This window comes from Streptomyces sp. NPDC093149 (assembly GCF_044754145.1).
In the GTDB taxonomy this organism is placed as follows: domain Bacteria; phylum Actinomycetota; class Actinomycetes; order Streptomycetales; family Streptomycetaceae; genus Streptomyces.
The window spans coordinates 1-20,574 of the sequence record NZ_JBIVON010000033.1 but is presented as its reverse complement, the minus strand read 5'-3'; the positions used below and the strand labels follow the sequence as shown (position 1 = coordinate 20,574).

General features: G+C 69.3%; 20 protein-coding genes and 2 pseudogenes. 13 read left to right on the top strand and 9 right to left on the bottom strand.

Annotated features, from left to right (window positions below):
- Positions 1–66 precede the first annotated feature (66 nt).
- From ACIQCZ_RS39665 to ACIQCZ_RS39655, 3 genes are all read left to right on the top strand, one after another.
- Positions 67–3,012, top strand: a complete 2,946-nt coding sequence (locus ACIQCZ_RS39665) for an ATP-binding protein (RefSeq protein ID WP_402290670.1) — start codon at positions 67–69, stop codon at positions 3,010–3,012.
- Positions 3,013–3,140: 128 nt separating this feature from the next.
- The gene (locus ACIQCZ_RS39660; protein ID WP_402290667.1) at positions 3,141–3,494 is read left to right on the top strand and encodes a hypothetical protein; all 354 of its coding nucleotides are present in this window, start codon (positions 3,141–3,143) and stop codon (positions 3,492–3,494) included.
- Between the two features lie 420 nt (positions 3,495–3,914).
- Positions 3,915–4,436 (top strand): NUDIX domain-containing protein, encoded by a 522-nt coding sequence (locus ACIQCZ_RS39655; protein ID WP_402290665.1) that lies wholly within the window; start codon positions 3,915–3,917, stop codon positions 4,434–4,436.
- A 290-nt stretch (positions 4,437–4,726) separates the two neighbouring features.
- Here ACIQCZ_RS39655 and ACIQCZ_RS39650 read toward each other — a convergent pair whose 3' ends face one another.
- Complete coding sequence (locus ACIQCZ_RS39650) at positions 4,727–4,972, bottom strand: hypothetical protein (protein WP_402290663.1); 246 nt, start codon at positions 4,970–4,972, stop codon at positions 4,727–4,729.
- 74 nt (positions 4,973–5,046) lie between these two features.
- On the opposite strand from ACIQCZ_RS39650, the gene ACIQCZ_RS39645 reads away from it, so the two are divergent.
- Complete coding sequence (locus ACIQCZ_RS39645; protein WP_402290660.1) at positions 5,047–5,457, top strand: hypothetical protein; 411 nt, start codon at positions 5,047–5,049, stop codon at positions 5,455–5,457.
- Between the two features lie 111 nt (positions 5,458–5,568).
- The gene (locus ACIQCZ_RS39640) at positions 5,569–6,048 is read left to right on the top strand and encodes a hypothetical protein (RefSeq protein WP_402290658.1); all 480 of its coding nucleotides are present in this window, start codon (positions 5,569–5,571) and stop codon (positions 6,046–6,048) included.
- A 76-nt stretch (positions 6,049–6,124) separates the two neighbouring features.
- Here ACIQCZ_RS39640 and ACIQCZ_RS39635 read toward each other — a convergent pair whose 3' ends face one another.
- Positions 6,125–8,473: an ABC transporter permease gene (locus tag ACIQCZ_RS39635; RefSeq protein ID WP_402290657.1), complete on the bottom strand. Its 2,349-nt coding sequence runs from the start codon at positions 8,471–8,473 to the stop codon at positions 6,125–6,127.
- Positions 8,470–9,177 carry an ABC transporter ATP-binding protein gene (locus tag ACIQCZ_RS39630; protein WP_402290654.1) on the bottom strand — a complete coding sequence of 236 codons (708 nt, stop codon included), beginning with the start codon at positions 9,175–9,177 and terminating at the stop codon, positions 8,470–8,472. Before ACIQCZ_RS39630 ends, ACIQCZ_RS39635 begins: the two co-directional genes overlap by 4 nt.
- A 215-nt stretch (positions 9,178–9,392) precedes the next feature.
- Here ACIQCZ_RS39630 and ACIQCZ_RS39625 point away from each other — a divergent pair, with 215 nt between their 5' ends.
- The 5 genes from ACIQCZ_RS39625 (at position 9,393) to ACIQCZ_RS39605 (ending at position 13,379) form a co-directional block, all read left to right on the top strand.
- Entirely contained in the window at positions 9,393–10,697 is a 1,305-nt protein-coding gene (locus tag ACIQCZ_RS39625; RefSeq protein WP_402290652.1) for a sensor histidine kinase, read from the top strand.
- Positions 10,694–11,392, top strand: coding sequence for a response regulator (locus tag ACIQCZ_RS39620; RefSeq protein ID WP_402290650.1), 699 nt, complete (start codon positions 10,694–10,696; stop codon positions 11,390–11,392). Before ACIQCZ_RS39625 ends, ACIQCZ_RS39620 begins: the two co-directional genes overlap by 4 nt.
- A 229-nt stretch (positions 11,393–11,621) precedes the next feature.
- Positions 11,622–12,101 carry an ATP-binding cassette domain-containing protein gene (locus tag ACIQCZ_RS39615; RefSeq protein WP_402290647.1) on the top strand — a complete coding sequence of 160 codons (480 nt, stop codon included), beginning with the start codon at positions 11,622–11,624 and terminating at the stop codon, positions 12,099–12,101.
- Complete coding sequence (locus ACIQCZ_RS39610; RefSeq protein ID WP_402290645.1) at positions 12,073–12,381, top strand: hypothetical protein; 309 nt, start codon at positions 12,073–12,075, stop codon at positions 12,379–12,381. Before ACIQCZ_RS39615 ends, ACIQCZ_RS39610 begins: the two co-directional genes overlap by 29 nt.
- A gap of 65 nt (positions 12,382–12,446) precedes the next feature.
- Positions 12,447–13,379 (top strand): NUDIX hydrolase, encoded by a 933-nt coding sequence (locus ACIQCZ_RS39605; RefSeq protein ID WP_402290642.1) that lies wholly within the window; start codon positions 12,447–12,449, stop codon positions 13,377–13,379.
- Here ACIQCZ_RS39605 and ACIQCZ_RS39600 read toward each other — a convergent pair.
- Both ACIQCZ_RS39600 and ACIQCZ_RS39595 read right to left on the bottom strand, forming a co-directional pair.
- Positions 13,332–14,702, bottom strand: a complete 1,371-nt coding sequence (locus ACIQCZ_RS39600) for a pentapeptide repeat-containing protein (protein WP_402290640.1) — start codon at positions 14,700–14,702, stop codon at positions 13,332–13,334. The genes ACIQCZ_RS39605 and ACIQCZ_RS39600 overlap by 48 nt on opposite strands.
- A 146-nt stretch (positions 14,703–14,848) precedes the next feature.
- The gene (locus ACIQCZ_RS39595; RefSeq protein WP_402290638.1) at positions 14,849–15,295 is read right to left on the bottom strand and encodes a hypothetical protein; all 447 of its coding nucleotides are present in this window, start codon (positions 15,293–15,295) and stop codon (positions 14,849–14,851) included.
- A gap of 343 nt (positions 15,296–15,638) precedes the next feature.
- Between ACIQCZ_RS39595 and ACIQCZ_RS39590 the strand changes: the two genes are divergently transcribed.
- Positions 15,639–16,730, top strand: a complete 1,092-nt coding sequence (locus ACIQCZ_RS39590) for a protein-L-isoaspartate O-methyltransferase (protein WP_402290636.1) — start codon at positions 15,639–15,641, stop codon at positions 16,728–16,730.
- A complete protein-coding gene (locus ACIQCZ_RS39585) occupies positions 16,727–16,945 on the top strand; it encodes a hypothetical protein (protein WP_402290634.1) in 219 nt (72 codons plus the stop codon). The genes ACIQCZ_RS39590 and ACIQCZ_RS39585 overlap by 4 nt, the downstream gene beginning before the upstream one ends.
- A 112-nt stretch (positions 16,946–17,057) precedes the next feature.
- Here the strand turns inward: ACIQCZ_RS39585 and ACIQCZ_RS39580 are convergent, their stop codons facing one another.
- Together ACIQCZ_RS39580 and ACIQCZ_RS39575 are read right to left on the bottom strand one after the other, a co-directional pair.
- Complete coding sequence (locus tag ACIQCZ_RS39580) at positions 17,058–17,201, bottom strand: hypothetical protein (RefSeq protein ID WP_402290632.1); 144 nt, start codon at positions 17,199–17,201, stop codon at positions 17,058–17,060.
- Positions 17,202–17,738: 537 nt separating this feature from the next.
- Positions 17,739–18,134, bottom strand: coding sequence for a hypothetical protein (locus tag ACIQCZ_RS39575; RefSeq protein WP_402290630.1), 396 nt, complete (start codon positions 18,132–18,134; stop codon positions 17,739–17,741).
- A 177-nt stretch (positions 18,135–18,311) separates the two neighbouring features.
- Between ACIQCZ_RS39575 and ACIQCZ_RS39570 the strand changes: the two are divergent.
- Positions 18,312–18,443, top strand: a pseudogene (locus ACIQCZ_RS39570) (RDD family protein); the annotation flags it as partial.
- A gap of 300 nt (positions 18,444–18,743) precedes the next feature.
- On the opposite strand, the pseudogene ACIQCZ_RS39565 reads toward ACIQCZ_RS39570, so the two are convergent.
- Both ACIQCZ_RS39565 and ACIQCZ_RS39560 read right to left on the bottom strand, forming a co-directional pair.
- Positions 18,744–19,742: pseudogene (locus tag ACIQCZ_RS39565) on the bottom strand (3-phosphoshikimate 1-carboxyvinyltransferase).
- A 172-nt stretch (positions 19,743–19,914) separates the two neighbouring features.
- Positions 19,915–20,046: a hypothetical protein gene (locus ACIQCZ_RS39560; RefSeq protein ID WP_402290627.1), complete on the bottom strand. Its 132-nt coding sequence runs from the start codon at positions 20,044–20,046 to the stop codon at positions 19,915–19,917.
- Positions 20,047–20,574 lie beyond the last annotated feature (528 nt).

Here is a 20,574-nt window from a genome sequence, read left to right as displayed (position 1 = left end):
CCGGGCAGCGGGGATTGGCGGGATCGGCCGCTGTGCACGGCTCATTGCCCCAGCAATATGGTGGACATGGGAAAACACGGGGGTCTATCGCCGGACGACATCCGTGACGCGGCCGGTGTCATTGAGGCGATGCAGCGGCTCAAGGAGCGCTCGGGGCTGACCTTCCGCGAGCTGGAAGAGCGGGCCGCGAGGGGCGGTGATGTACTGGCGCGCAGCACACTGGCCGACGTACTGCGACGGCGGAAACTGCCGCGCCCAGAAGTCCTTGCCGCGTTCGTCCGCGCGTGCGGGGAACGGGACCGGGTCAATGCGTGGCTGGAGGCGCGAGAACGCATCGCGGCACAGGTCGCCGTGGAGGCCACCGATACCGCGTCCGACGCGCGAGCCGGACGCGAAGCTCCGGCCCTGGGCGACGAAGCCGTGCAGCGCCAGCTCCTCGACGGCGAGCGGTTGGCCGCCCGGCTGGAGCTGGTCGACGTCCGATTACGCCTGGCGCAGCATGATCGGATGGTGGGCGAGCTGGCGGCCCGGACCGACGCGTATCCGCCCGACGAGCAGGTGATCGGGCAGCTGCTCCTTGCCCTGTGTCGGTGCGGGCGGCAGGCTGAGGCTTTGGAGGAGTACGAGCGTGCCCGGCGGCGACTCGCCGACGAGCTGGGGGTTGACCCCGGAGCGGCATTGCGGCGGCTGTACGGGCGGATCCTGGCCGGGGATCCGGATCTGTCCGGCGATCCCGGTCCGGCCGCCGTCCGCGCCGAGGCGCCGTCCGCCGACGAGGAAGCAGAAGACGACAGCGGCGCAGCGGCGAACGCCATGACAGGTCGACAGCTCGTCCCCCGGCTCCTGCCGGCGGACCTCTCTCTGTTCGTCGGCCGCAACTCCGAGGTGGACCAGGCCTGCCGGCTCCTGGAAGCGGACGGTCCGAGGCCGCTCACCCTGCTGGTGACCGGCCCCGCCGGTGTCGGCAAAACGGCCTTCGCCGTACGCACGGGCCATCGGCTCGCCTCCCGCTTCCCGGACGGTCAGCTGCATGCGGACCTGCGCGGCTTCGGCGACGAGCCGGCCGACCCCTTCACGGTCCTTGGCACCTTCCTCCGCGCGCTCGGTGTCCGCGGCGGGACGGTGCCCGCGGAACTGACCGAACGTATCCACCTCTACCGCTCGCTACTGGCCCAACGGAAGGTGCTCGTTGTCCTGGACAACGCGGCCGGGGCCCAGCAGGTGCGCGACCTGCTGCCGAGCGGCGCGCGGTGCGCAGCACTCGTCACCAGCCGCACGACGATGGCGGAGCTGGGATGCCACCGGCTCCCCCTGGACGTGCTGGACTCCGCGACCGGGCTCGCCCTGCTGCGCGAGATGCTGGGCCCGGACCGGACCGACGCGGAGCCCGACTCGGCCCGCTCCATCGTGGAGACCTGCGGGGGCCTTCCGCTCGCAGTGTGGGTGGTCGGCGCGCGACTGGCCGCACGACCGCACCGGCCCCTGGCCGACGTGGCCCGCGCCCTCGCCGACGAGGAGCGCAAGCTCGACGAGCTGGCCGTCGGCCACATCGCAGTACGCGCCAGCCTCGAACTCACCTACCAGGGGATGGCCGCCCCGGCACAGCACGCGCTGCGGATGCTCGCCCTGCTGACCGGTCCCGACTTCGCCGCCTGGGCGCTGGCCGCGCTGCTGGATGTGGACCTGTCCGAGGCGGAGGCCGTTCTCGATGACCTGGTCGAGGTGCACCTGGTGCAGGCCGGACCGGCCGGTGCCGCCGGAATTCGCTATCAACTACACGATTTAGTCAGGCTGTTCGGTCGAGAGTGCGCGATTCGTGCCGTCCATCACCAGGACCACGCGGCCGCACTCACCCGCTTGCTCGGGGCCAGCCTCCACCTTGCCGACCACGCTGCGGACACCCTCAGCGTCGACTTCCAGGGCGTCTCGCAGGCGGAGTTGGCCTCCTGGCGGGTCTCCCCGGCGGACACGGGTCATCTGCTTGCTGACCCGCTGGCCTGGTTCACCGACGAGCGTCAGTTCCTCATCGACGTGGCGGAGCAGGCGCTGGACAGAAAGGAAACCGCACCCGCCGCCGGACTGGCCACTGCTCTTACGACCCTGTTCCAGGTCGGCAGCCACTTCGACGACTGGGAGCGGCTGCAGAACCGGGCGCTCAAGGCGGCGTTGAGCAGCGGTGACCGGCACAGCGCCGCGACGCTCCACCGATGCCTCGGCGAACTCACCACCATCCTCGACCGGTATCCGGAGGCACTGAACCACTTCGAGCGGGCGCTGCTGCTCGCCGAGGGCCAGGGGGCGAGCTACCGAGCGGGGGCAACTGCCGGGTTGGCATACGTGCACCGGCTCCTTGGCCATTACCCCTCGGCCGTCCTCCATTTCGAGAAGGCCGCCGAGCTGGCCAGGCAGGCGGGCAACGTCAACTGTCTCGTCTACGCCACCAACGGCCTGGGCGTCATCGACCTTGAGCAAGGCCGCGTCGAAGCCGCCGTGGAGCGGTTCACGGAATGCCTGCGGGTCAGCCGAGACGAGGGCTACCGGCCCGGCGAGGCCCAGGCTCTGCGCTGTCTGGGCCAGAGCCACCGGACGCTCGGCGCCTACCCGGCCGCCGCCGATGCCTACCGGCAGGCGGTCGCGATCAGTGCGGACCTCGGCGACCGCCTCACCGCCACTCACGCCGCCTGCTGGCTGGGGGACGTCCTGGTCCGCCAGGGCGAGCACATGAAAGGGCGCCGTTTGCTCGCGGAGAGTCTGTGGACGTACCGGGAGTTCGGCAACCTCTGGGGCGAGGCGGCCACGCTGTACGCCCTCGCGGAGGCGCAACTCGCAGCCGGCCGCCCTGCGCTCGCCCGCGGGCGCGCCGAAGCCGCGGTCAGGCTCTGGCGGCAGATCGGCTCGCACACCTGGCTCGCCGTCGCCCTGGACACCCTGTCCACCGCACACACCCGGGTCGGCGACCACCCGGCCGCGACCCGAGCCCGCGAGGAAGCCGCGGAGCTGCGGAGGGCCTGAGCGCACGCCACCGCGACCAACCGCCGCGGCCAGCCCACAGGCCACGAGATCGGACTCGACCTCGCCCTCGGCGAGCACCATGTCGAGCTGCCGCAGGACCCGCGGGTAATCGCGAGCTGGTCATCCCAATGGAAAGCATCTTTCTGCGCGACCCGCCAGACAAGGTCTGTCTGGAGCGGGTCGCCAGGAGGCCCGTGGGTCGCCGCTCATATCTCAAAGAGGGCTTCCTCTTGTGGCGGGATCGGAGGGTCGAGAACGTCGCGGAGGCGGGTGATGTCTTGGCGCTGTTTCGGGCCGTTCGCGGTCTCGCCCCGCAACTCGGCGCCCCGCCGCCGGAGAGGATGGGCTCCGCCGACCTCGTCGGCACCTTCAACGCTTTCAAGGACACGATCGCCGGGAGCGCGGCGGAACTCGATCCGCTCGGCCCACGCGAGACCAGGGCCTCGATCCCGCCGTCCCGCCACAACTGGTTCCACCAGTAGGCCGACTTCCGACTCACCCGGAGACGCTGGGTGCCCTCCAGCGGTTTGATCCTCTGCTCGAACAACTCGGCCTCCTGCCGCCGTACGGCCTTCCGACGCTGCCGCCCCGCAGCGGTCAACCCGCCCCCATCCCCATATCTCACACAGCACGAGACACACCCCTCACCTCAGGCCCATCAGGCACATCGACATCGACAAAGATCACCCTGGCGAGCCGAAGTCAGTAGCTCGGTGGACAGGACGACGCTGACGTCGATCAAGGTCCAACGCAGACCTCACGGTCGGCCACTCGGGAATCAGGTACTGCTGAACTCGTGGGCCCTTGGGTTCGAGCGGTTCCTCAAACACAACTGTCCGTGGGCGTCTCACGCAGGTCCAAGCTCGGTACCCTCGGCAGCGTATGCCCCATATGCTGCACGGATGAACGATCAGGCGCTGTCACCCCCCGGTGCCGATCCACCCGCACGCGCCGCTGAACCGCGGGTCAGTGCCCGCGCTGTCGTAGTGGATCAGGCAGGTCGGGTCCTCCTGATCCGGCACTGCGACAACGGCCAAGAATTCCACGTGCTGCCCGGCGGGCGTGTCGAGCCTGGTGAAACGGCTGCCGAGGCAGCCGGGCGTGAGGTGCGGGAGGAGACTGGACTGCGGGTCAGTGTCGGTGAACTGCTCTGGGTCCGCGAATACCTGCCGGAGCGGCACACTGGCAATCCGTATCACCGCACCCAATTGCAACAGCTTCAGCTGTACTTCAAAGCCCAACTGGGATCCGACGCCGCGTTACCGGCCACGGCGCCGGACCGCACACAATCGGCCGTTGTCTGGCATCCCCTGGCCACGCTGAGCGAGCTGATCCTGCTTCCACTCGGGCTAGAGGTACCGCTGACAGCACTTGGCACCGGACAGGCCGCGAATGCTCCCGTGTACCTCGGCGACCTGCTCTGATCTGGACTTTTTCGCCGGTTCGGCGGGATTTGGTGTCGCCTTTCAGATCGTTTCATCGGGCGTTGTGCGCCTCCAGTTCGGCGTTGCGCAAGGTCAGGTCCAGATCTGGTAGGAGGCGCGCGAAGCGCGGGCCTCGGTGCACAGTTTCACGACCGTGATCTCGCCGTCGGCGAGCTCGTGCAGCCCGTGCATCAGTCGCTCGAACGCCTCCATCAGCGCACAGTCGATTTCCGTGAGCGCGCTCTGCCGCCCGCGGAGAGCTGGTCAGAGGCGGGTCCGTGGTCGGCGGGTCAGGTGAGGTGGACGGTGAACCAGTCGAGCATCTGTTCCGGGTGCTGGGGGGAGTAGTGGTAGTCGTCGAAGCGGCGGGTGGTGCCCTCGATCCAGTGCGGCTTCTTGTCGGTGGTGGCGAGGCTGTCGTAGATGCTCTGGACGTCCTCGGGGCGGGTGCTGGAGTCGTGACGGACCTGGGCGACGAGCGTGGGGACGGTGACGTCCTTCGTGTAGGCGAGCGAAGGGACTCGCGGCCAACGCACATCCCGACGGCGGCATCGGCGCGAAGAACACGGCGGAGGCGTACGCGGTGGCCCTGCGCCAGATGGTGAGCGCTTTGACTGAGGCCGGGTTCGCCGGGAGTGCCCCGGATCTGACGCGGGCCACGATGGTCCGTTACTGGATGGCCAGCACGTATACGCGTGAGCGCGAGACCCGCATGCTGTTGAAGAGCTTCGACGCGGTCACGGGAGCCGTGTGTCCGGAGGTGGGCGCGTACCTCACGGGGAACCAGATCCAGGCTTACCGAAGCACCAGCCCCTACAAGGCGTACACCGATGGAGAGTGGGAGCGGCTGGAGACGTCGTGCCGGGCCGTGGTGGATGACAGTTGGTCCCGTCACCGGCGGGCTCTGGAGCTGGCCGCGCGGGGCGGCGAGCCGTCGGCGAACGCGCACAGTCCGCAGGACATCGCCTGGCTGTTGTTGCTTGACGGCCCCTTCCCCGACCGGCCCGTGTACCGGACGTAGACCCATGGCACGGAGTCGACGCACTGGGACCTGCGGCGGGCAGCGCGTCAGGTACGCAACGACTTGTTTCCGCACCCGGTCGTCCAAGTCGCCTACTCCATCTTGTTCAGCATGTACTGCGGAGTCGTACCGGACGGCGTGGACGATCTGGGGCTGGACGGTCTCGAGTGGACCGGCGACGCCACGATGCTGATCACCTACGTCAAGGAGCGTACAGCGCGTGAGAGCTCCAATCTTCCGGCTCCGGCGGTGCGGCTGCTGGAGCGGTGGCTGGAGTACTCGGCGCCGCTGCGGAACTTCGCCGACGCCGAGATCCGCGGGCAGCTGTGGATCTCGTACACGCCGAAGGTGATCCATCACGGCCGGATTCGTGCGACGTACCACGAACGATTGGCCAGGCGGGGGTGGACCGGACGGGCCACGATCGATCCGAACCACACCGACAGCACCGACAGCACCGACAGCACCGAAGACGATCACGTAGCACCGCCCCCTTCGGCTCGTGCAGTTGACACCGACGGGTGGAGAGGATGCGCCCATGGCTTGTCCCTTCCAGCCGTCTCCGCCGGTCGTACACGCTCACCGCCTTGATGAAGGCCGGTAGCCAACCGGACCCCCACCCCTCCTTGCGGTGGGGGTCGGAGGCACGAGATCTGAACCTGACCTCCTATTCGGTGCGCAGGGCCGTGGCGGTTCGGACCCTGGCGGCCCAGCCGGCGGGCAGGAGTGCACCCAGGGTGGCGATGAGCAGGCCACCGAGTGCGAGCGGGAACAGTTCAGCTCCGTGGTAGACGGCGATGACGGAACCGGGGAGGCGGAGCCCCACGCTGTCGCCCATCGCGGGGATGACCCAGCCGTGCAGGGCTACGCCGAGCGGCACGCCCAGAGTGCCCGCGACCAGTCCGGTCACAACGACCGAGGTGACGACCATCGCGATGGTCTGCCGGGGGGTCATGCCGAGCGCCTTGTGGACACCGAGCTCCTGGACACGCTCGCGGGTGTCGAGCAGCACGCCGTTGAGCACGCCGAGCGCGGCGACGGCGACGAGCATCAGCGTGAGGATCGCGGACAGCGCGTTGAGCGTGACGACCATGTCGCTGCCGGCGTCGAGCCCGCCGGCCCGAGCGGTGACACCCAGCGGTGCCAGACCCTTGTTCAGCGTGTCGACGTAGGCGGAGACATCGGTGCCTGATGTGACCGCGATGTGATGGCTCGCCTCCGCCAGGTCGGGATGTGCGGCCCTGAGGGTCAAGGCGTCGGTGAAGACCTGCATGCCGTCGTTGCGGGGGTCGAGGACCTCGCCGACGATCCGGACCATGACCGGCTCGGCCAGGCCGTTCAGGGTGACGGTCTCGCCGATGCGGGTGCCGGTGGCGGCCAGGAAGGGGGTCGGAACCACGGCCTCGCCGGGCTTGTCGATCCAGCGGCCCGAGGCCATCGTGTAGCCGCCCCAGGAGGCATCGCCGGTGAAGGCGTTCACGTCGATGGTGCCGGTCAGGCCGGACACGGTCGCCCGTACCGTCGCGGCACTGTAGTACTTCCCGGTCCCGGCGGCGGCCTCGATGGCAGCGGCAACCGCAGCGGGATCGGCCTCGCGCTTCTTCTCGGTGCCGTCGCCTTGGGGGCCGAAGTCCGGCAAGGGCGCAGGCACGACGACATCGGCGGCGTCGTGGGCCCTAGCTTTCATCACCTGGCCGAGCGAGGCGCCCATCCCCACGGTGAACGTGACGGCGATGGTGCCGAACAGGATCGCCGTGCCCATGGCCAGCGCGCGGACGGGCCGCGCGAAGGGCCGGGCCAGGCCCAGGGCAACCGGCTGCGGGAACGGCAGACGTCCGGCCAGGCGGGCCGCCCAACGGCCGCGCCCCGCCGAAGCGGTACGCCCGATGGCGAGCGCATCGACCGTACGCAGCCGACCGGCCCGCCAGGCACTCGCGCACGCAGTCGCCGCCACCAGGCCGAGCACCCCGGCGATCACCGCCAGGTCGACCCAGGAGGCGTTGGCCAGGGACGAGCTGCCGTAGACCTCCCCGGTCTCGGCCAGCACGGGGACGGCGAGCAGATGGCCGCCGAGGACGCCGAGAGCCGTGCCGACGGCGGCCGGGATCAGCGCCTGGCCCACGTAGGCCCGCACGACCTGGGCCGGGGTGAAGCCGACGGCCTTGAGGATGCCGATGCGGCGCGTTCCCGTGCCGACAGCCGACGCGACGACGTTGCCGACGATGAGCACCGACATGACCAGGCCCAGGGCGCCGAACGCGATGAGGAAGGGGACGTAGACGGCGGTGTCGCGCTCGGCGGTCTTCTTGACGGTGAGCCATGACTGTTCGCCGACGGCCGCTCCTGGCTGCAGGGATGCCGTAACAGCCTTGCCGCCCGCGGTGATCTGCGCGGTGGTGCCCGCGTCGGTGAAGCGGTAGAGCATCTGGTAGCCGCCGCTGCCGGGCGCGGTGAGGGCCGGCATCTGGGACGGAACCACCCAGGCGTCAGCGGTCTGCGTGACCGAACGGGCCACACCGACCAACGTCAGTGTCGGACCGCCGGACAGATCGGGGAAAGTGATCTTCATGCCCATGGTCGGGAGGAGCGGGGAGTCGGCGGACAGCACGATCTCGCCGGAGCGCGCGGGCCACCGCCCGTCGAGCAGTGCCACCCCGTCCACGTCCCCGCCTGGATCGCCCCGGCCGACCACAGTCATCGGCCACCCGGGGCCCGCCCCGTCCGATTGCGGGGTGACCGTCACCGTACGGAACGGCCCGGCCGCACTGCTCACCCCTTCGGCGCCCTTGGACCTCGACAGCTGCCCGGCACTCACCTCGCCCGCGTCGAACTGCATGGACAGATGCGCGCCGTGCTGCTGGGCGAAGGCGTCGTCGAAGGGCGCGCCGGACACCACGAGCAGCGATCCGCCGAGGACGGAGGCGGCCACCGCCATCATCGCGGCGAGCCCGATCACCAGCGCCTGCACCCGGCGTCGTCCCACCCCCGAGCGCACCACCTTGCCGAGCACGCTCATCGGACAGCCTCCGATGCGACGGCCTGTGACCGGACGTCCTCGGTGATCCTGCCGTCGGCGATCCGGACCGTACGGTTCGTGCAGGACCGGGCCAGAGCCAGGTCGTGGGTGACCACGACGATGGTCTGGCCCTCGACATTGAGGCTGGTGAGCAGCCTGCTGACGTCCTGTCCGGCGGCCGTGTCCAGTGCCCCGGTCGGCTCGTCGGCCAGGAGCAGCGTCGGCCGGTTCATCAACGCCCGGGCCACCGCAACGCGCTGCCGCTCACCGCCGGACAGCCGCCCCGGGTAGGCGCGGGCGTGCCGGTCGATGCCCAGCAGTTCCAGGAGTTCCACCGCCCGGCGGTCTGCCTCGCCGCGTGCCATACCCGCAAGACGCGCGGGCAGGACGACATTGTCGGTGACGGTCAGATCGTCGAGCAGGTTGAAGAACTGGAAGACCATGCCGATCTTCGACCGCCGGTAGAGCGCCGATCCGGCTTCGCCCAGATGGTCCACCCGCACCCCGTCCACGGTGACGGTTCCCGTATCGGGCCGGTCCAGGCCCGCGATCAGATTGAGCAGCGTGGACTTACCACTGCCGGAAGGGCCGAGGATCGCGACGGCCTCGCCGGGCTGCACGGTCAGTGACGCCTCGTGCAGAGCGGGCGGGCCGTCGTCGTATCGGCGGCTCACCTCGCGCAGTTCGATCACCGGCATGATCATGAAGAGGCTCCTTGAGTAAGGGCAGTTGGCTGCGTGAACGCTAGGAGCGGGCCCGGCCCGCACGCGTCGCCCGACCGAACCCCTTGCGGTACCGCACTCGGATGAGCCCCTCAAACGTCATCCCTGCGATGTAGGCGGGTGATGTATCCAGTGCGGTGGGAATGACCACCGGGACGGACTCCGCGGGTTCGCGCGGCGGCGACAATGATCCGGTGATGGACGCACGTACGACGCTGGAGTGGCTGCGGGAAGCCACCCGCCAGACGGTCCGCGACGCCGGACTTCCAAGCGGTCCGCCGCTGCGGCCGACCCCGCGCGCCCGGAAGTTCGACGCGCTGATGGCACTGGCACTCGGAATCGCCACCGTCTACTACGGCATCGACAACGCCAATAACGTCGTGGTGCGTGAGATCGCACCCGGCGTGGAGATCGTCATTCCGCGCCCGTCCGGCCCCGGCGGCCTGGCCTTCATGGTGACCCTCGCGGTCATCGCCTCGGGTGCCCTGGCGCTGCGCCGCCGCTACCCGCTCGCCGTGCTGTGCGTCGTGACGGCCACGACACTGGCGACACCGCAGAGCGTTCTGCGGCTGACCTTCTACGCGTTCATCATCGCCGTCTACAGCGCCGCCGTGTACAGCCCGTACCGGGTGGCGACCCTGGCGGCGTTGCCGGTGTCGGTCGTCCTGGTCGGCACGTCGGGAAACTCGGTGACACCGATCGTCCCCAACGAATACATCGCCTTGCTGATCCTGGTCCCGATGGCCGTGGCCGCCGTCGGCCTGCGTACCTGGAAACTCCGAACCGACGAGGGCCGCACCCGGCTCTCCGCCCTGGAACGCGAACAGGCCGAGGCGCTGCGCCGGGCCGTCGAGCATGAGCGGGCCAGGATCGCCCGCGAACTGCACGACGTCGTCACGCACAACGTCAGCGTGATGATCATCCAGGCGGGCGCCGCCCGCAAGATCATGAAAACCTCGCCCGAGGAGGCCGACGAGGCGCTGCTCGCCGTCGAGGCGGGCGGCCGGGCGGCCATGACCGAGCTGCGCCACGTCATGGGACTGCTGACCATGGCCGACGAGGGCGAGGGGACGGACGAAGGTGCGGACCTGGCCGACACGGCAGCGGAGCTGGCCCCGCAGCCCGGCCTGGACCAGCTGGAAACTCTGGTCGGACGGGTCCGGGACACCGGACTGCCCGTCGACCTGACCGTGACCGGCCCGCCCCGTCCCCTCCCTCCCGGCCTCGAACTCGCCGCCTACCGCGTGGTCCAGGAAGCCCTGACCAACACCGTGAAGCACGCGTCCGGCGCCACCGCCGCCGTGACCGTCGAATACGGCCCGGAACGGCTCCGGGTGGAAGTCACCGACACCGGCGGACACCCGGGCGCGGGCGCCGGAAGCGGCCGGGGCCTGATCGGCCTGCGCGAGCGCCTCGCCGTCTACGACGGAACCCTGGACACAGGCCGACGCCTGACCGGCGGCTACCGTGTGGAGGCCCTGATCCCCTTGGAGGCACCGTGACCGAGCCGCTGCGTGTACTCCTCGCCGACGACCAGACCCTGGTCCGCACCGGATTCCGGTTGATCCTCAGGGCCGATGGCATCGACGTCATCGCCGAGGCGGCCAACGGAGCCGAAGCGGTCGAAGCGGTCCGCCGTACACGTCCCGACGTGGTGCTGATGGACGTCCGGATGCCCGAGATGGACGGCCTGGAGGCCACCCGCCGCATCCTCACCGGTGCCCCCGACAAACCCCGTGTCATCATCCTGACCACCTTCGACCTCGACCGGTACGTCTATGCGGCACTGTCCGCCGGGGCCAGCGGCTTCCTCCTCAAGGACGTCACCCCCGAACAACTGACCGGGGCCGTCCGCACGGTCCGTACCGGCGACGCTCTCCTGGCGCCCGCCATCACCCACCGCCTCGTGCAACGGTTCACCCAGCGCGGCGGCGACACCGCCGCCCTCCACCGCGACCTCGCCTCGCTCACCCCGCGCGAACTGGAGGTCCTCGGCCTGCTGGCCCGAGGACTGAGCAACGCCGAACTCGCCGCACGCCTCCACCTGGCCGAGGCGACCGTCAAGACGCACGTCGCCCGCATCCTCGCCAAGCTCGGCCTCCGTGACCGTGTCCAGGCCGTCATCGTCGCCTACGAGACAGGGCTGGTCAGCGTCGGCGCAGATGAGGCCGCCCAGCAGCCCACCGAGCAGACGTAGGCCGAAGCCGAGACTTGGGATCAGCGGCCGGAACCTGTGCCTGTCCCGGTAGTTCACGAATGGTCATACAACGGTCGCCATCCAGGCCGGGCAGGACTCGCTGACCCGGCTCGTCGAAGTCGCCCACCTCGTCTACGCGCACGTCTTGTGGGTCACGGACCTCCTCGCCGTGCAGAAACGCTGTCGCCAGCTGTTGCCTCGCGAAGCCGAGTTGGAGGCGCCCGGAAGTATGAAGACGATCACCTTGCAGAACGTGCACTTCACCTACCCCGGCAAGGACACCCCAGCCCTGGACGGGATCACCATGAGTCTCTGCGCCGCGGAGACGGTGGCGTTCGTCGGTCTCAAGCTCCTTGCGGGCCTGTATGAGGCGCAGCATGGCAGCGTGTGCTGGGACGGTGTTGGCGTGCGGGCGATGGACGCCCAGTCGGTCCACCGGCAGGTTGCCTGCGTGCTGCAGGACCCGCTGCACTTCCCATTCAGTGCCCTGTCGAACATCACCATCTCCACCGGCAGTCTGGTGGAGGCCGATCCGCAGCGTGCGATGGACGCCGCGCGAACCTCTGGCGCCGACGGTGTCATCGCTGCTCTGCACCGGCAGTGGGAGGCGCTCCTGTCCAAGCAGTTCAAGGGTGGCCAGGAGTTGTCGGGCGGCCAGTGGGCGAAGGTCGCCGTGGAGCGTGGAGGCGCCGCTGCTCCTGCTGGATGAGCCGACGGCCAGCATGGAGCCGCTGTCCGAGCATGCCGTCTACGAGGCGGTTCTGCGCGGCTGGCTGCGTGAGGGCCAGATCACCGTGCTGATCTCTCACCGGCTGGCCAGCGTCGTCGTCTGTCACAGGATCTTTGTGTACGACAGCGGTCACATCGTCGAGTCCGGCTCCCTCGAGGACCTCACGTCCCTGGGCGGCGACCACGCCGCCATGTTTACCCTGCAGGCCGGCGGCTACCAGCCCCGCGCGGCGACCGCCGTCGAGGAGGTGGCGAAGTGATTCCCGCCGTCCCCTCGCACGCCAAGCCTGTCAGCGCTCAACCGACAACCCCGAGAGATGTTGAAATGGCACCCGCCCGATCCCACATCCGCGGCCTCGTCCACACGTACCTGGAGCGCCGACCCGGCGAGCGAGCGCAGCTGGAGCCGCTGTTGGCTTCGCTCGACGCTGTGGACGACCCTACGCGCGGCACGACGCTTCCGGGGCACATCACGTGCAGCGCCGTCGTGGTCGACCGCAGTCAGCGCGTGTTACATATCCAGCACCGGGTTAGCGGCCTGGTCCTCCCGCCAGGGGGCCATGTTGAGTCAGGCCATCGCACCTTGCTTGCCGGGGTAGTGCGAGAGCTGTCCGAGGAGACCGGGATCAAGCCTGGCGACCTGTGCCTGACTCCGCAGCTCCTCGGCATCCCGATCGACATCGACGTCCACGACATCGACGCCAACCCGGCCAAGGGCGAGCCGGGGCACCAGCACTACGACTTCCGCTTCGTCTTCTGCCTGGCCTGCAAAGAGGGCGGGATGACTCTGCAGGACGAGGAGGCTTTCGGCACGCAATGGCGGCCCTTCCACAAGGTCAGCTGCCCGACGCTGCGCGCCAAGCTGCTGGACTCCGGGCTCGACGGCGTGCCGGAGCCGGTCGACGCCTCGGTGTTGATCCACGACGGTCACGGTCGCTACCTGCTTCATCTGAGAGGACAACAAGTGATTCTTCTGCCGTTTTGCTCGCTGGCTTGGATCAGGATCGCTGGCCGGCGGGGGCGGTCGGCGCCTGAGGGCGGGGCTGTTGGAACAATCCGGGTTCGCTCTCGTCGAGGAATCCGAGGCTGGCTCGGGGCGGGGCCTCTGCCGCGTTGCACGGGGCGCGGGCTTCATAGGGTCGCGTGCCGGGCCGCTTGGAACCGCGCCTGGCCTCGGGCGCCGTATCCAGTGCGTTCTGTCCACAACCACTCAGTCGGCACGGAAGACGCAATGCTCAACACCGCGTTCGAGGCCTGACAGGTCTGCGGGACCGTGGAAGGTGGCGTGGCCCTGGCCGCCGGACATGGCGAAGCGGACTGCGGATGAGGACCCTGCGAAGGTGGTGGTGCCATGGAACTGGGCACCGGTGAAGTCGCCGTCGCCGATCCGGCAGCCGCTCGCGTCGAAGTCGATCAGGGTGGCTCCGGACAGGCGCAACGTCAGCCCTTCCCACAGGGCCTGATGGTTCGAGGAACGCATCCGGTCGGTGAGGAATCGCTGGGCCGCGACCCGGACTCGGACCTCGGCCGACTGCGAGGCGGTCAGCGTCTTGAGTCCGGAACAGACGCTGAAAGCCAACGGGGCGCGCAGATATTCGCAGACGGCGTCGGCGACGCGTTGCCGCAGCGCGGGGTCGGCGTCGGCGAGGTGGCCGAGGATGCGGAGGCCGGCGAGACGGACGTCCGGGTCGGGATGCGCCAGCTGTAGGTCGTAGGGCGCCAGGGATTCGTCGCGGATCAGGCGTGCTTGCGCTGCATCCGAGGGCGTGGTGGTCCAGCCGAAGGGCCAGTCGTACTCGTCGCCCTTCGTGCTGAGGGCGGCGCCGTCGAGCTCGACCGAGGGCTGCGCGAGGTGCACCCGTCCGCCGAAGACACAGCGGTGAAACAGGGCCGGGGCACCGAAGCGGGCTTTCCAGAACCAGGCCTCGGCGTCGAATTGGGCGTCGGTGAAGTCGGCGCGGCCGTTGAAGCGCGCGCCGTCGCCGCCTTCCTCGTAGCACTGGTAGTCGCCGGAGACCACGACCATGGGCCAGTGCGGGTCGTCCTCGTTGACTTCGTCCCAGGGGACGGGGGCTTTAGCCTCGTACTCGTCCCAGACATCCTCATCGGGGTCATCGGACAGTTCGACCTCGCCTCGCCCGAACCAGGCCATGCTCTCGAAGCGGACGCGGGAGAAGTCGGCGTCGGCGTGGAATCTGGTGCGCCCGAAATCGGCGACGTAGTCACCGAACAGGGTGTCGGCGAAGGATGCCGGGCGCTCGAACACGGCCCGGTTGAAGGAGGCGGGCTGCTCGAACCAGGCGGCTTCGATGGTGCAACGGCCGAGGAAGTGGGCGTCGGTGAAGTCGGCGTGGCCGAAGCGGCAGCCGTTGAAGTCGAGATCGGGGAGGGCGGCGCCGGCGAGGTCGATGTCCAGGCCTGCGATCGGGTTGCGGCGCGCGAGTGTGGCGAGTTGTTCGAGGGCTTGGGCTCGCACGCCGGGTGCTTCGCCGGGCTCGGCGGGGCTTCGCAGGTGTTCGCACAGGGCGTCGGCCTGCTGCTGGTTGGGATGTCGGATCTGGTTGACGGCTTCGGATCCCACGGCTGACGCTCCTGGTTGTCGGGATGGGTGGTCGCGTCCACCATGCCAGGCCGTACTGACAACGAGATGTTGCCAACTTGAATGCGCTGGTCAGAGTGCTGGTGTGGCAGGGTTCGTGAGAGGGTAATAAGCGAGCCCTATACCGTTTACCACTGGCTTGGATCAGGTTTGCTGGTCTGCAGGCGTGGGCGGCGCCTGCAGGCCGGGCTGTTGGAACAACCCGGGTTCGGTCTCGTCGAGGAAACCGAGGCTGACCAGGCGTTTCGACTTTGCGCGGGTGCCCTCGACGTGCTTGGGCACCACGGGTAGATCCAGGCGAGGCACAGGTCGCGGGCACGTAGCGGTCGGCGTTCGTGCTCGAACACGTCCATGATCTGCTGGTAGGCCGCGCCGTCCGGCAGAACCGGGGCCTGCGGCTGCTCGAGGTGGAGGCCGACGGCCATCGCATGGACGGTCTTGGCCGCGGTTGCCAGCGCCTCGCGTTCGGCCTGCGCCTCGCGTAGCCGAGCGGCGAGCTCGCCGATCTGTTCAGCGAGTTCGCGTTCGCGTTGTACGATTCCGTCCAGAAGTTGCTGAATGACGGCGTGAGTCATCACACGTCCCGCCATCGGGCGGGCGTGCCGGCCAGGCGGCGCAGTATCCGCCCTGCTGAGGCCCAGTAGATTCTGGATTCCGACGAGGACGGGGCGTGCTCGTACTCGCGCGTCAGGCGTCGTTCCAGCATGTTCAGGCCGTTGGTCTGCTCGACCGAGCCCTGCCCCGGTCAACCGGGCGAGGGGGCGGGCGCGGCGACCGGCCGATAGCGCCGCGCCGCCGGCCGCGGCGGTGGATTCGGCTGCGGCGCGGGCGGCAATGGTCACCCGGCTCGAGGAGAGGGGGAAGCTCGGCTCAGGCCCTGTCCGCGACGCTCTGCTGGTACTTCCTCGTGAGGTGCTGATGCCGCAGGCCTACGTACGGCGCAGCGCCGTGGGTGAGACGCCGCCGCGATGGGACTTGTTGGACTGGGCGGCGGTGCAGGACCGCCCCGAGCTGCTCGGGCTGCTGTACGGCGGGGCCAGTGTGCCTATTCAGCACGACGGGGAGCCGCTCCTCGGCCGGGGGCGCGGGTCACGGTCGGGGGCGTCGATCACATCGCTGTCCACGGTGATGGGCCTGACCGCCGAGCTGTTGGAGGAGTTGGATCTGCGTCGCGGTCAACGGGTGCTGGACGTCGGCACAGGCGCGGGGGTGACCGCTGCGGTGGCCTGTCAGGTCTGCGGCGACCGCGGGGTGGTCACCCTCGACCGGGACCGGCACCTCACCGAAGCTGCTGCGGTGCGGCTCGAAGACGTCGGCTTCCGGCCGCAGGTGGTGTGCGGGTCGGGAGATGAGGGCTTCCCGGCGCGTGCGCCGTTCGACCGGGTCTTCGTCTCATACACGGTGGAACGTGTACCGACGGCGCTCATCGAGCAACTTGCCCCCGGTGGCCGGCTGCTGGCTCATGTCGCCACCGCGTCCCCGTCGTGGCCGGCCCTCGCCGTTGTCGAGCGCACTGCGGACGGGCGGCTTCAAGCGGAACTGCGGGCCGTCGAGTTCGCCCACCGTGCGGGGTACGGCATGGAGCGGATCTTCCTCGACAAGGAGTTCCGGCAACGCATCGCTACCGAGCCGGGCACGTGGACACAGCGGAGCCTGCTGCCCCCGCCCGCGGACACCGACCGGGGATTCTGGCTGGCTGCCGACCATCTTCTCGGCGGCCTGGTGCGAGACTTCAGCGCCGAGCACCTGGCCATCGGTGCGCCGGGCTGCGGGTCATGGCTGCGTGTGAGCCCCGTGGGTCGATCGCGCTGGAACGTGACCGCTTACGGGTCGCGTGATGTCTGGAAGGAGCTTCAGGACCTCGCCGCCCTGTGGCGAAAGGCCGGTTCCCCAGACCGCTACCGCCTTCTCTTCGAAGCGGACGGCAGCCAGTGGGCCACATCCGAGTACGCCCGTCTGTCCTGGCGCGTTCCCGTCTACCGCCCGTCCGCTGAGGGAGCCGCCCCATGACCTATCTCGACGAGCCCTTTCCGAGCCTTCCGCCACAGCAGGAGGCCCTGTTCGCAGCCGCGGCCGCGACTACGCCCGGCCGGCCCGGTGTGCTGGACGCCGCGGTGCGACTGCTGGGCGACATCCTGCGCGGCCGACGGTACCGGTACTGCCGGACCTGGGCACGGGCACCGGGCAGGTACCGCGTGGTCTCCTGCTCGCCGTCCCTGCTCTGACGTGCATCCAGGCGGTCGACGTCAGCAGGCAAGTGCTGGGCCAGGCCCGGAATGCGCTCGCTCCCGTGCTCGGCTACTGCACCCTCGCCCTGGTCCACGCGGCAGCCGACGCCTACGAGTCGCGCACGCCGCTGCCCGGCGAAGAGGGCGGTCCGGACTTGATCACCTGCTGCCGCTTCTGCCACTGGATGGACGGTCCGGCGGTGCTGACCATGGCCGACCGGGACGCCGCGCCGGGCGCCGGGGTGGCGATCACGGGCGACGGCACCTGTGGACCCACGATGCCGCCTGGACCCGTGCGCTGTGCGAGCTGGTCCAGCGCTACCCGGGCTCCGAACGCCGGGCCGGCGCGAGCGCCACCTGCGCCGAGCCCCGCAATTCGTACGAGGAAGACCTCGCAGCGTCAGCGTGTAGCGGCGTCACCGAGCACCGTTTCCCTGTCACCCACATCTGGGCACCCGCCACTGTCGTCGGCTATCTCCGCAGCACCTCCTTCGCCAAGCCCGATCTCTTGCAAGACCGACACGAGGCGTTCGAGGCCGAAGCCCGCCGCGCGGACTCATCACCACCGGGCTCGACACCCGCTCCGCGACCATGACGCGATGTACGGAACGACCGACGGCCGCGGCAAGGTCATCGCGTCCGCCCCGAGAAGACCGGGGCCGGGCCACGGAGTACTTTCCACGCACGCCGCAGCGCCCTCCGCCTCTCACACGGCGCATTCGCACGACAGGCCCCACACACCAGGGTGTGACCCACAAGAACGCGGTACGTATCCTCTGCACCCACCGGCTCATCCACGATCAGTCTCCCTTCCCTTCGAAGCCCGGTGTGATGCGAACACAGGAAGCTCCGGCGCGGCGGCGAACACCCCCCGCTCCGTATGCATCAGCATCAGGAGCCGAGCAATCTGAGGCAGGGCCAACCGGTCCCTCACGCCTCCTCGTACGGGCTGGGCCAGGACGTCCTTCGCGAGGGCGAGCGTCTCAATGATCTTGACTTGCAGTCGCCCGGGTTGAGCGTCGGCGAAATCCTCGCCGACCATGTCGACCAGGGTTCGCACGTGACCGCGCAGGGCTCCCTGTAGCCGCACCACCTGTGCGGCCGGCGGATTCGACCCATCAGTCAAGGTGCCGACTGCCACCGCGAGAGCCTCGTCGTAGTCCCGCCGGACGGCCGCCTCATCCATGAGCCACCGACCGGTACCGGCCCACCGTCACAGTCTGAGAGACGGCGGCAGGAGAGCACAGCACACCGGCCGAATCCATCGGCACCGACCAGTACACCCGCGTCCCGTCCCCGGCGGTCGCACCAGGGCGAGGGACGCCCAGCTCCGCCCCCTTCCCCAGGCTCACGGTGCTCGGGACGTCCCACCCCGCATTTCCTGGACAGCCTTGCGTGCTACCTCGGCTGGCTCTGGCCTCTGTGGGACAGCAAGAAGCAAACCTTCGCCGACAAGGTGTGCAGCACCGTCGTCATCAAGATCGATAGGGGCTGAGCCGCCAACCGAATCTTCTCCGCCGTGGACGAGAGCGCGGTGAACACGCGGTGCTGCCGAGCACGGACCGCCCACACATCTCCCTCGGCTACTTCTACGGCGCCACCAGCTCCAACCCGCTCAACGGCCTGCTGCGCATCTCAATCACCCCGTCGCGTTCCGTTCGCCGTCGGCCAGGCACGGTTATTCGGCGGCACGTGGGGCGACGCCTCGCTGCACACTGGCGCAACGGACTGGCAGCTGACATGGCAAACCGTCGCCGAGATCTCCTGCGGCGGGGCGCCCCAGTTGCATGCGCTGCTACACCTCGTCGGCCGCGACGGCGACATCCGCCCCGGTCAGGCGCACCACGTCCTCCATGAACGCGGGGTAGCCGGTGGCCACGGAGTCCCACCCGGTGATCAGTGTTTCGCCCTCGGCCGCACACGCAGCGGCGACGGCGGCCGCCATCGCGAGCCGGTGGTCCCCGTGACTGTCCACAATGCCCGGCCGTAGCTTCGTGCCGCCCTCGATGACCATGCCGTCCTCGGTCTCCGTCACCGCCGCGCCGAACGCGCGCAGCATGTTGCAGGTGTCCGCGATCCGGTCGCTCTCCTTGGCCCGCAGTTCACCGGCGCCCGAGATGACCGTGGTGCCCTCGGCGACCGCCGCGGAGATCGCGAGCACCGGCACCTCGTCGACAATGCCCGGGGTGTCGGCCGCTGTCAGCTCCACCGCTCATAGCCGCGACGACCGCACCGTCAGTGTCCCCGTGGCTGCATCGAACTCGATCGCCGCGCCCATCCGCCGCAGTACATCGACGTGGTCCGACCGGCCGAGCCCGGTGTAGAGGTCTTCGACGACCACGCTGCCTTCCTCGGCGAGCGGAGCGGCGACCGCCCAGGGCGCGGCCTGTGACGGGTCGCCCGGCACCGCGACGTCGATGGCGCTCAGAGGCCCGGGCTCCACTATTACACGCGTTCGGTCGATACGAACCCGGCCGCCGAACCCGTGCAGCATCTCTTCGGTGTGCCGCCGTGTCGGGTGGGCCTCCACCACCGTGGTCGGGCCCTCAACCGACCGCCCGGCCAGCGTGATCGCGCCCTTCAAACGTGCGGACGCCACCTTCGGCGCGTGGGTGATGCCGTGCAGATTCCCGCCGCGAATCACCAGCGGAGTGAGCTGGCCGTGCTCCCGGCCGTCTACGCGGGCGCCCATCTCCCGCAGCAGGTCAGCGATCCGACTCATCGGCCGGCGCCACAGGAACCGGTCCCCCGTTAGCACCGACACCCCGTCAATGTCCGTGCACACCCCAGCCATGAGGCGAAATTCCGGTCCCGGCGTTACCGGCGTCCAGTACGTCGTCCGGCTCGTGCCTGAGCGGGCCTTCCACCAGGAGTCGCCCGTGGCCGTCGTCCTCGGTCACGACACCGAACCGCTCGATCGCCCTGAGCGTGTGAGTGACGTCCTGCCTCTGGAGCGGCTGCTCGGTTCAGTCCGAGTCGGGCAGCGACTCGGAGCTGTCCAGTCCCCCGGCTGCGATCACCGCCTCGTGGTAATCGGCCGCTCGATCGGTGTACTTCCCTAGCCTGGTGTGCAGGGTCAGCGTGGCCGATGCATACACGCGTGACGAGCGTTGTCATTCAGAACGACTGACTCCTTGTGCTCGATCAGGACACCTACGGGTCGAGGCGCCGGTCCCTGCCTGGGGGAAGGTCGGAACGGCGAGGCTCTGCAAGAGGCGTGGGTTCGGGAGATATGGGAAGCGACCGACGCCAAGGCTCAAGTCGGCGGCTGCTGTATGCGCAACACGGATGACTATGTCGTGCATGTCACCTTCGAGGCACGCGTGATCGGCCGGGAGATCGGGGCCGTAGCGGAGGGGGTGGACGCGCGGCCGATCCAGGGAGTGGAGTTTGTCGCCCTGGGCGACCTGCCGGAGCCAGGCTTCAGCGGCCCAGGCCGCGGCGGGGAGGCCGTGCCTGTCGGACAGCCACCGTTCACGTGGCCTCCTTGGAACCTACGACAGGCCACATGTCAAGCAGCGACTTGCCGGCACTTTCCCACGCCCCACGGCCACTGCGGGTGAGTAGACGTCAGAAGATCACCTGCAAGGACTAACTGCCTTTCAACTCCCCACATCCACAAGGCC

Coding starts and splice junctions, on each gene's coding strand:
- ACIQCZ_RS39595 (WP_402290638.1), bottom strand. CDS start 15,295: ATGACTCACGCCGTCATTCAGCAACTTCTGGACGGAATCGTACAACGC.
- ACIQCZ_RS39590 (WP_402290636.1), top strand. CDS start 15,639: ATGCCGCAGGCCTACGTACGGCGCAGCGCCGTGGGTGAGACGCCGCCG.
- ACIQCZ_RS39585 (WP_402290634.1), top strand. CDS start 16,727: ATGACCTATCTCGACGAGCCCTTTCCGAGCCTTCCGCCACAGCAGGAG.
- ACIQCZ_RS39665 (WP_402290670.1), top strand. CDS start 67: ATGGGAAAACACGGGGGTCTATCGCCGGACGACATCCGTGACGCGGCC.
- ACIQCZ_RS39640 (WP_402290658.1), top strand. CDS start 5,569: ATGTACTGCGGAGTCGTACCGGACGGCGTGGACGATCTGGGGCTGGAC.
- ACIQCZ_RS39575 (WP_402290630.1), bottom strand. CDS start 18,134: ATGGATGAGGCGGCCGTCCGGCGGGACTACGACGAGGCTCTCGCGGTG.
- ACIQCZ_RS39625 (WP_402290652.1), top strand. CDS start 9,393: ATGGACGCACGTACGACGCTGGAGTGGCTGCGGGAAGCCACCCGCCAG.
- ACIQCZ_RS39655 (WP_402290665.1), top strand. CDS start 3,915: ATGAACGATCAGGCGCTGTCACCCCCCGGTGCCGATCCACCCGCACGC.
- ACIQCZ_RS39660 (WP_402290667.1), top strand. CDS start 3,141: ATGGAAAGCATCTTTCTGCGCGACCCGCCAGACAAGGTCTGTCTGGAG.
- ACIQCZ_RS39605 (WP_402290642.1), top strand. CDS start 12,447: ATGGCACCCGCCCGATCCCACATCCGCGGCCTCGTCCACACGTACCTG.
- ACIQCZ_RS39630 (WP_402290654.1), bottom strand. CDS start 9,177: ATGATCATGCCGGTGATCGAACTGCGCGAGGTGAGCCGCCGATACGAC.
- ACIQCZ_RS39615 (WP_402290647.1), top strand. CDS start 11,622: ATGAAGACGATCACCTTGCAGAACGTGCACTTCACCTACCCCGGCAAG.
- ACIQCZ_RS39635 (WP_402290657.1), bottom strand. CDS start 8,473: ATGAGCGTGCTCGGCAAGGTGGTGCGCTCGGGGGTGGGACGACGCCGG.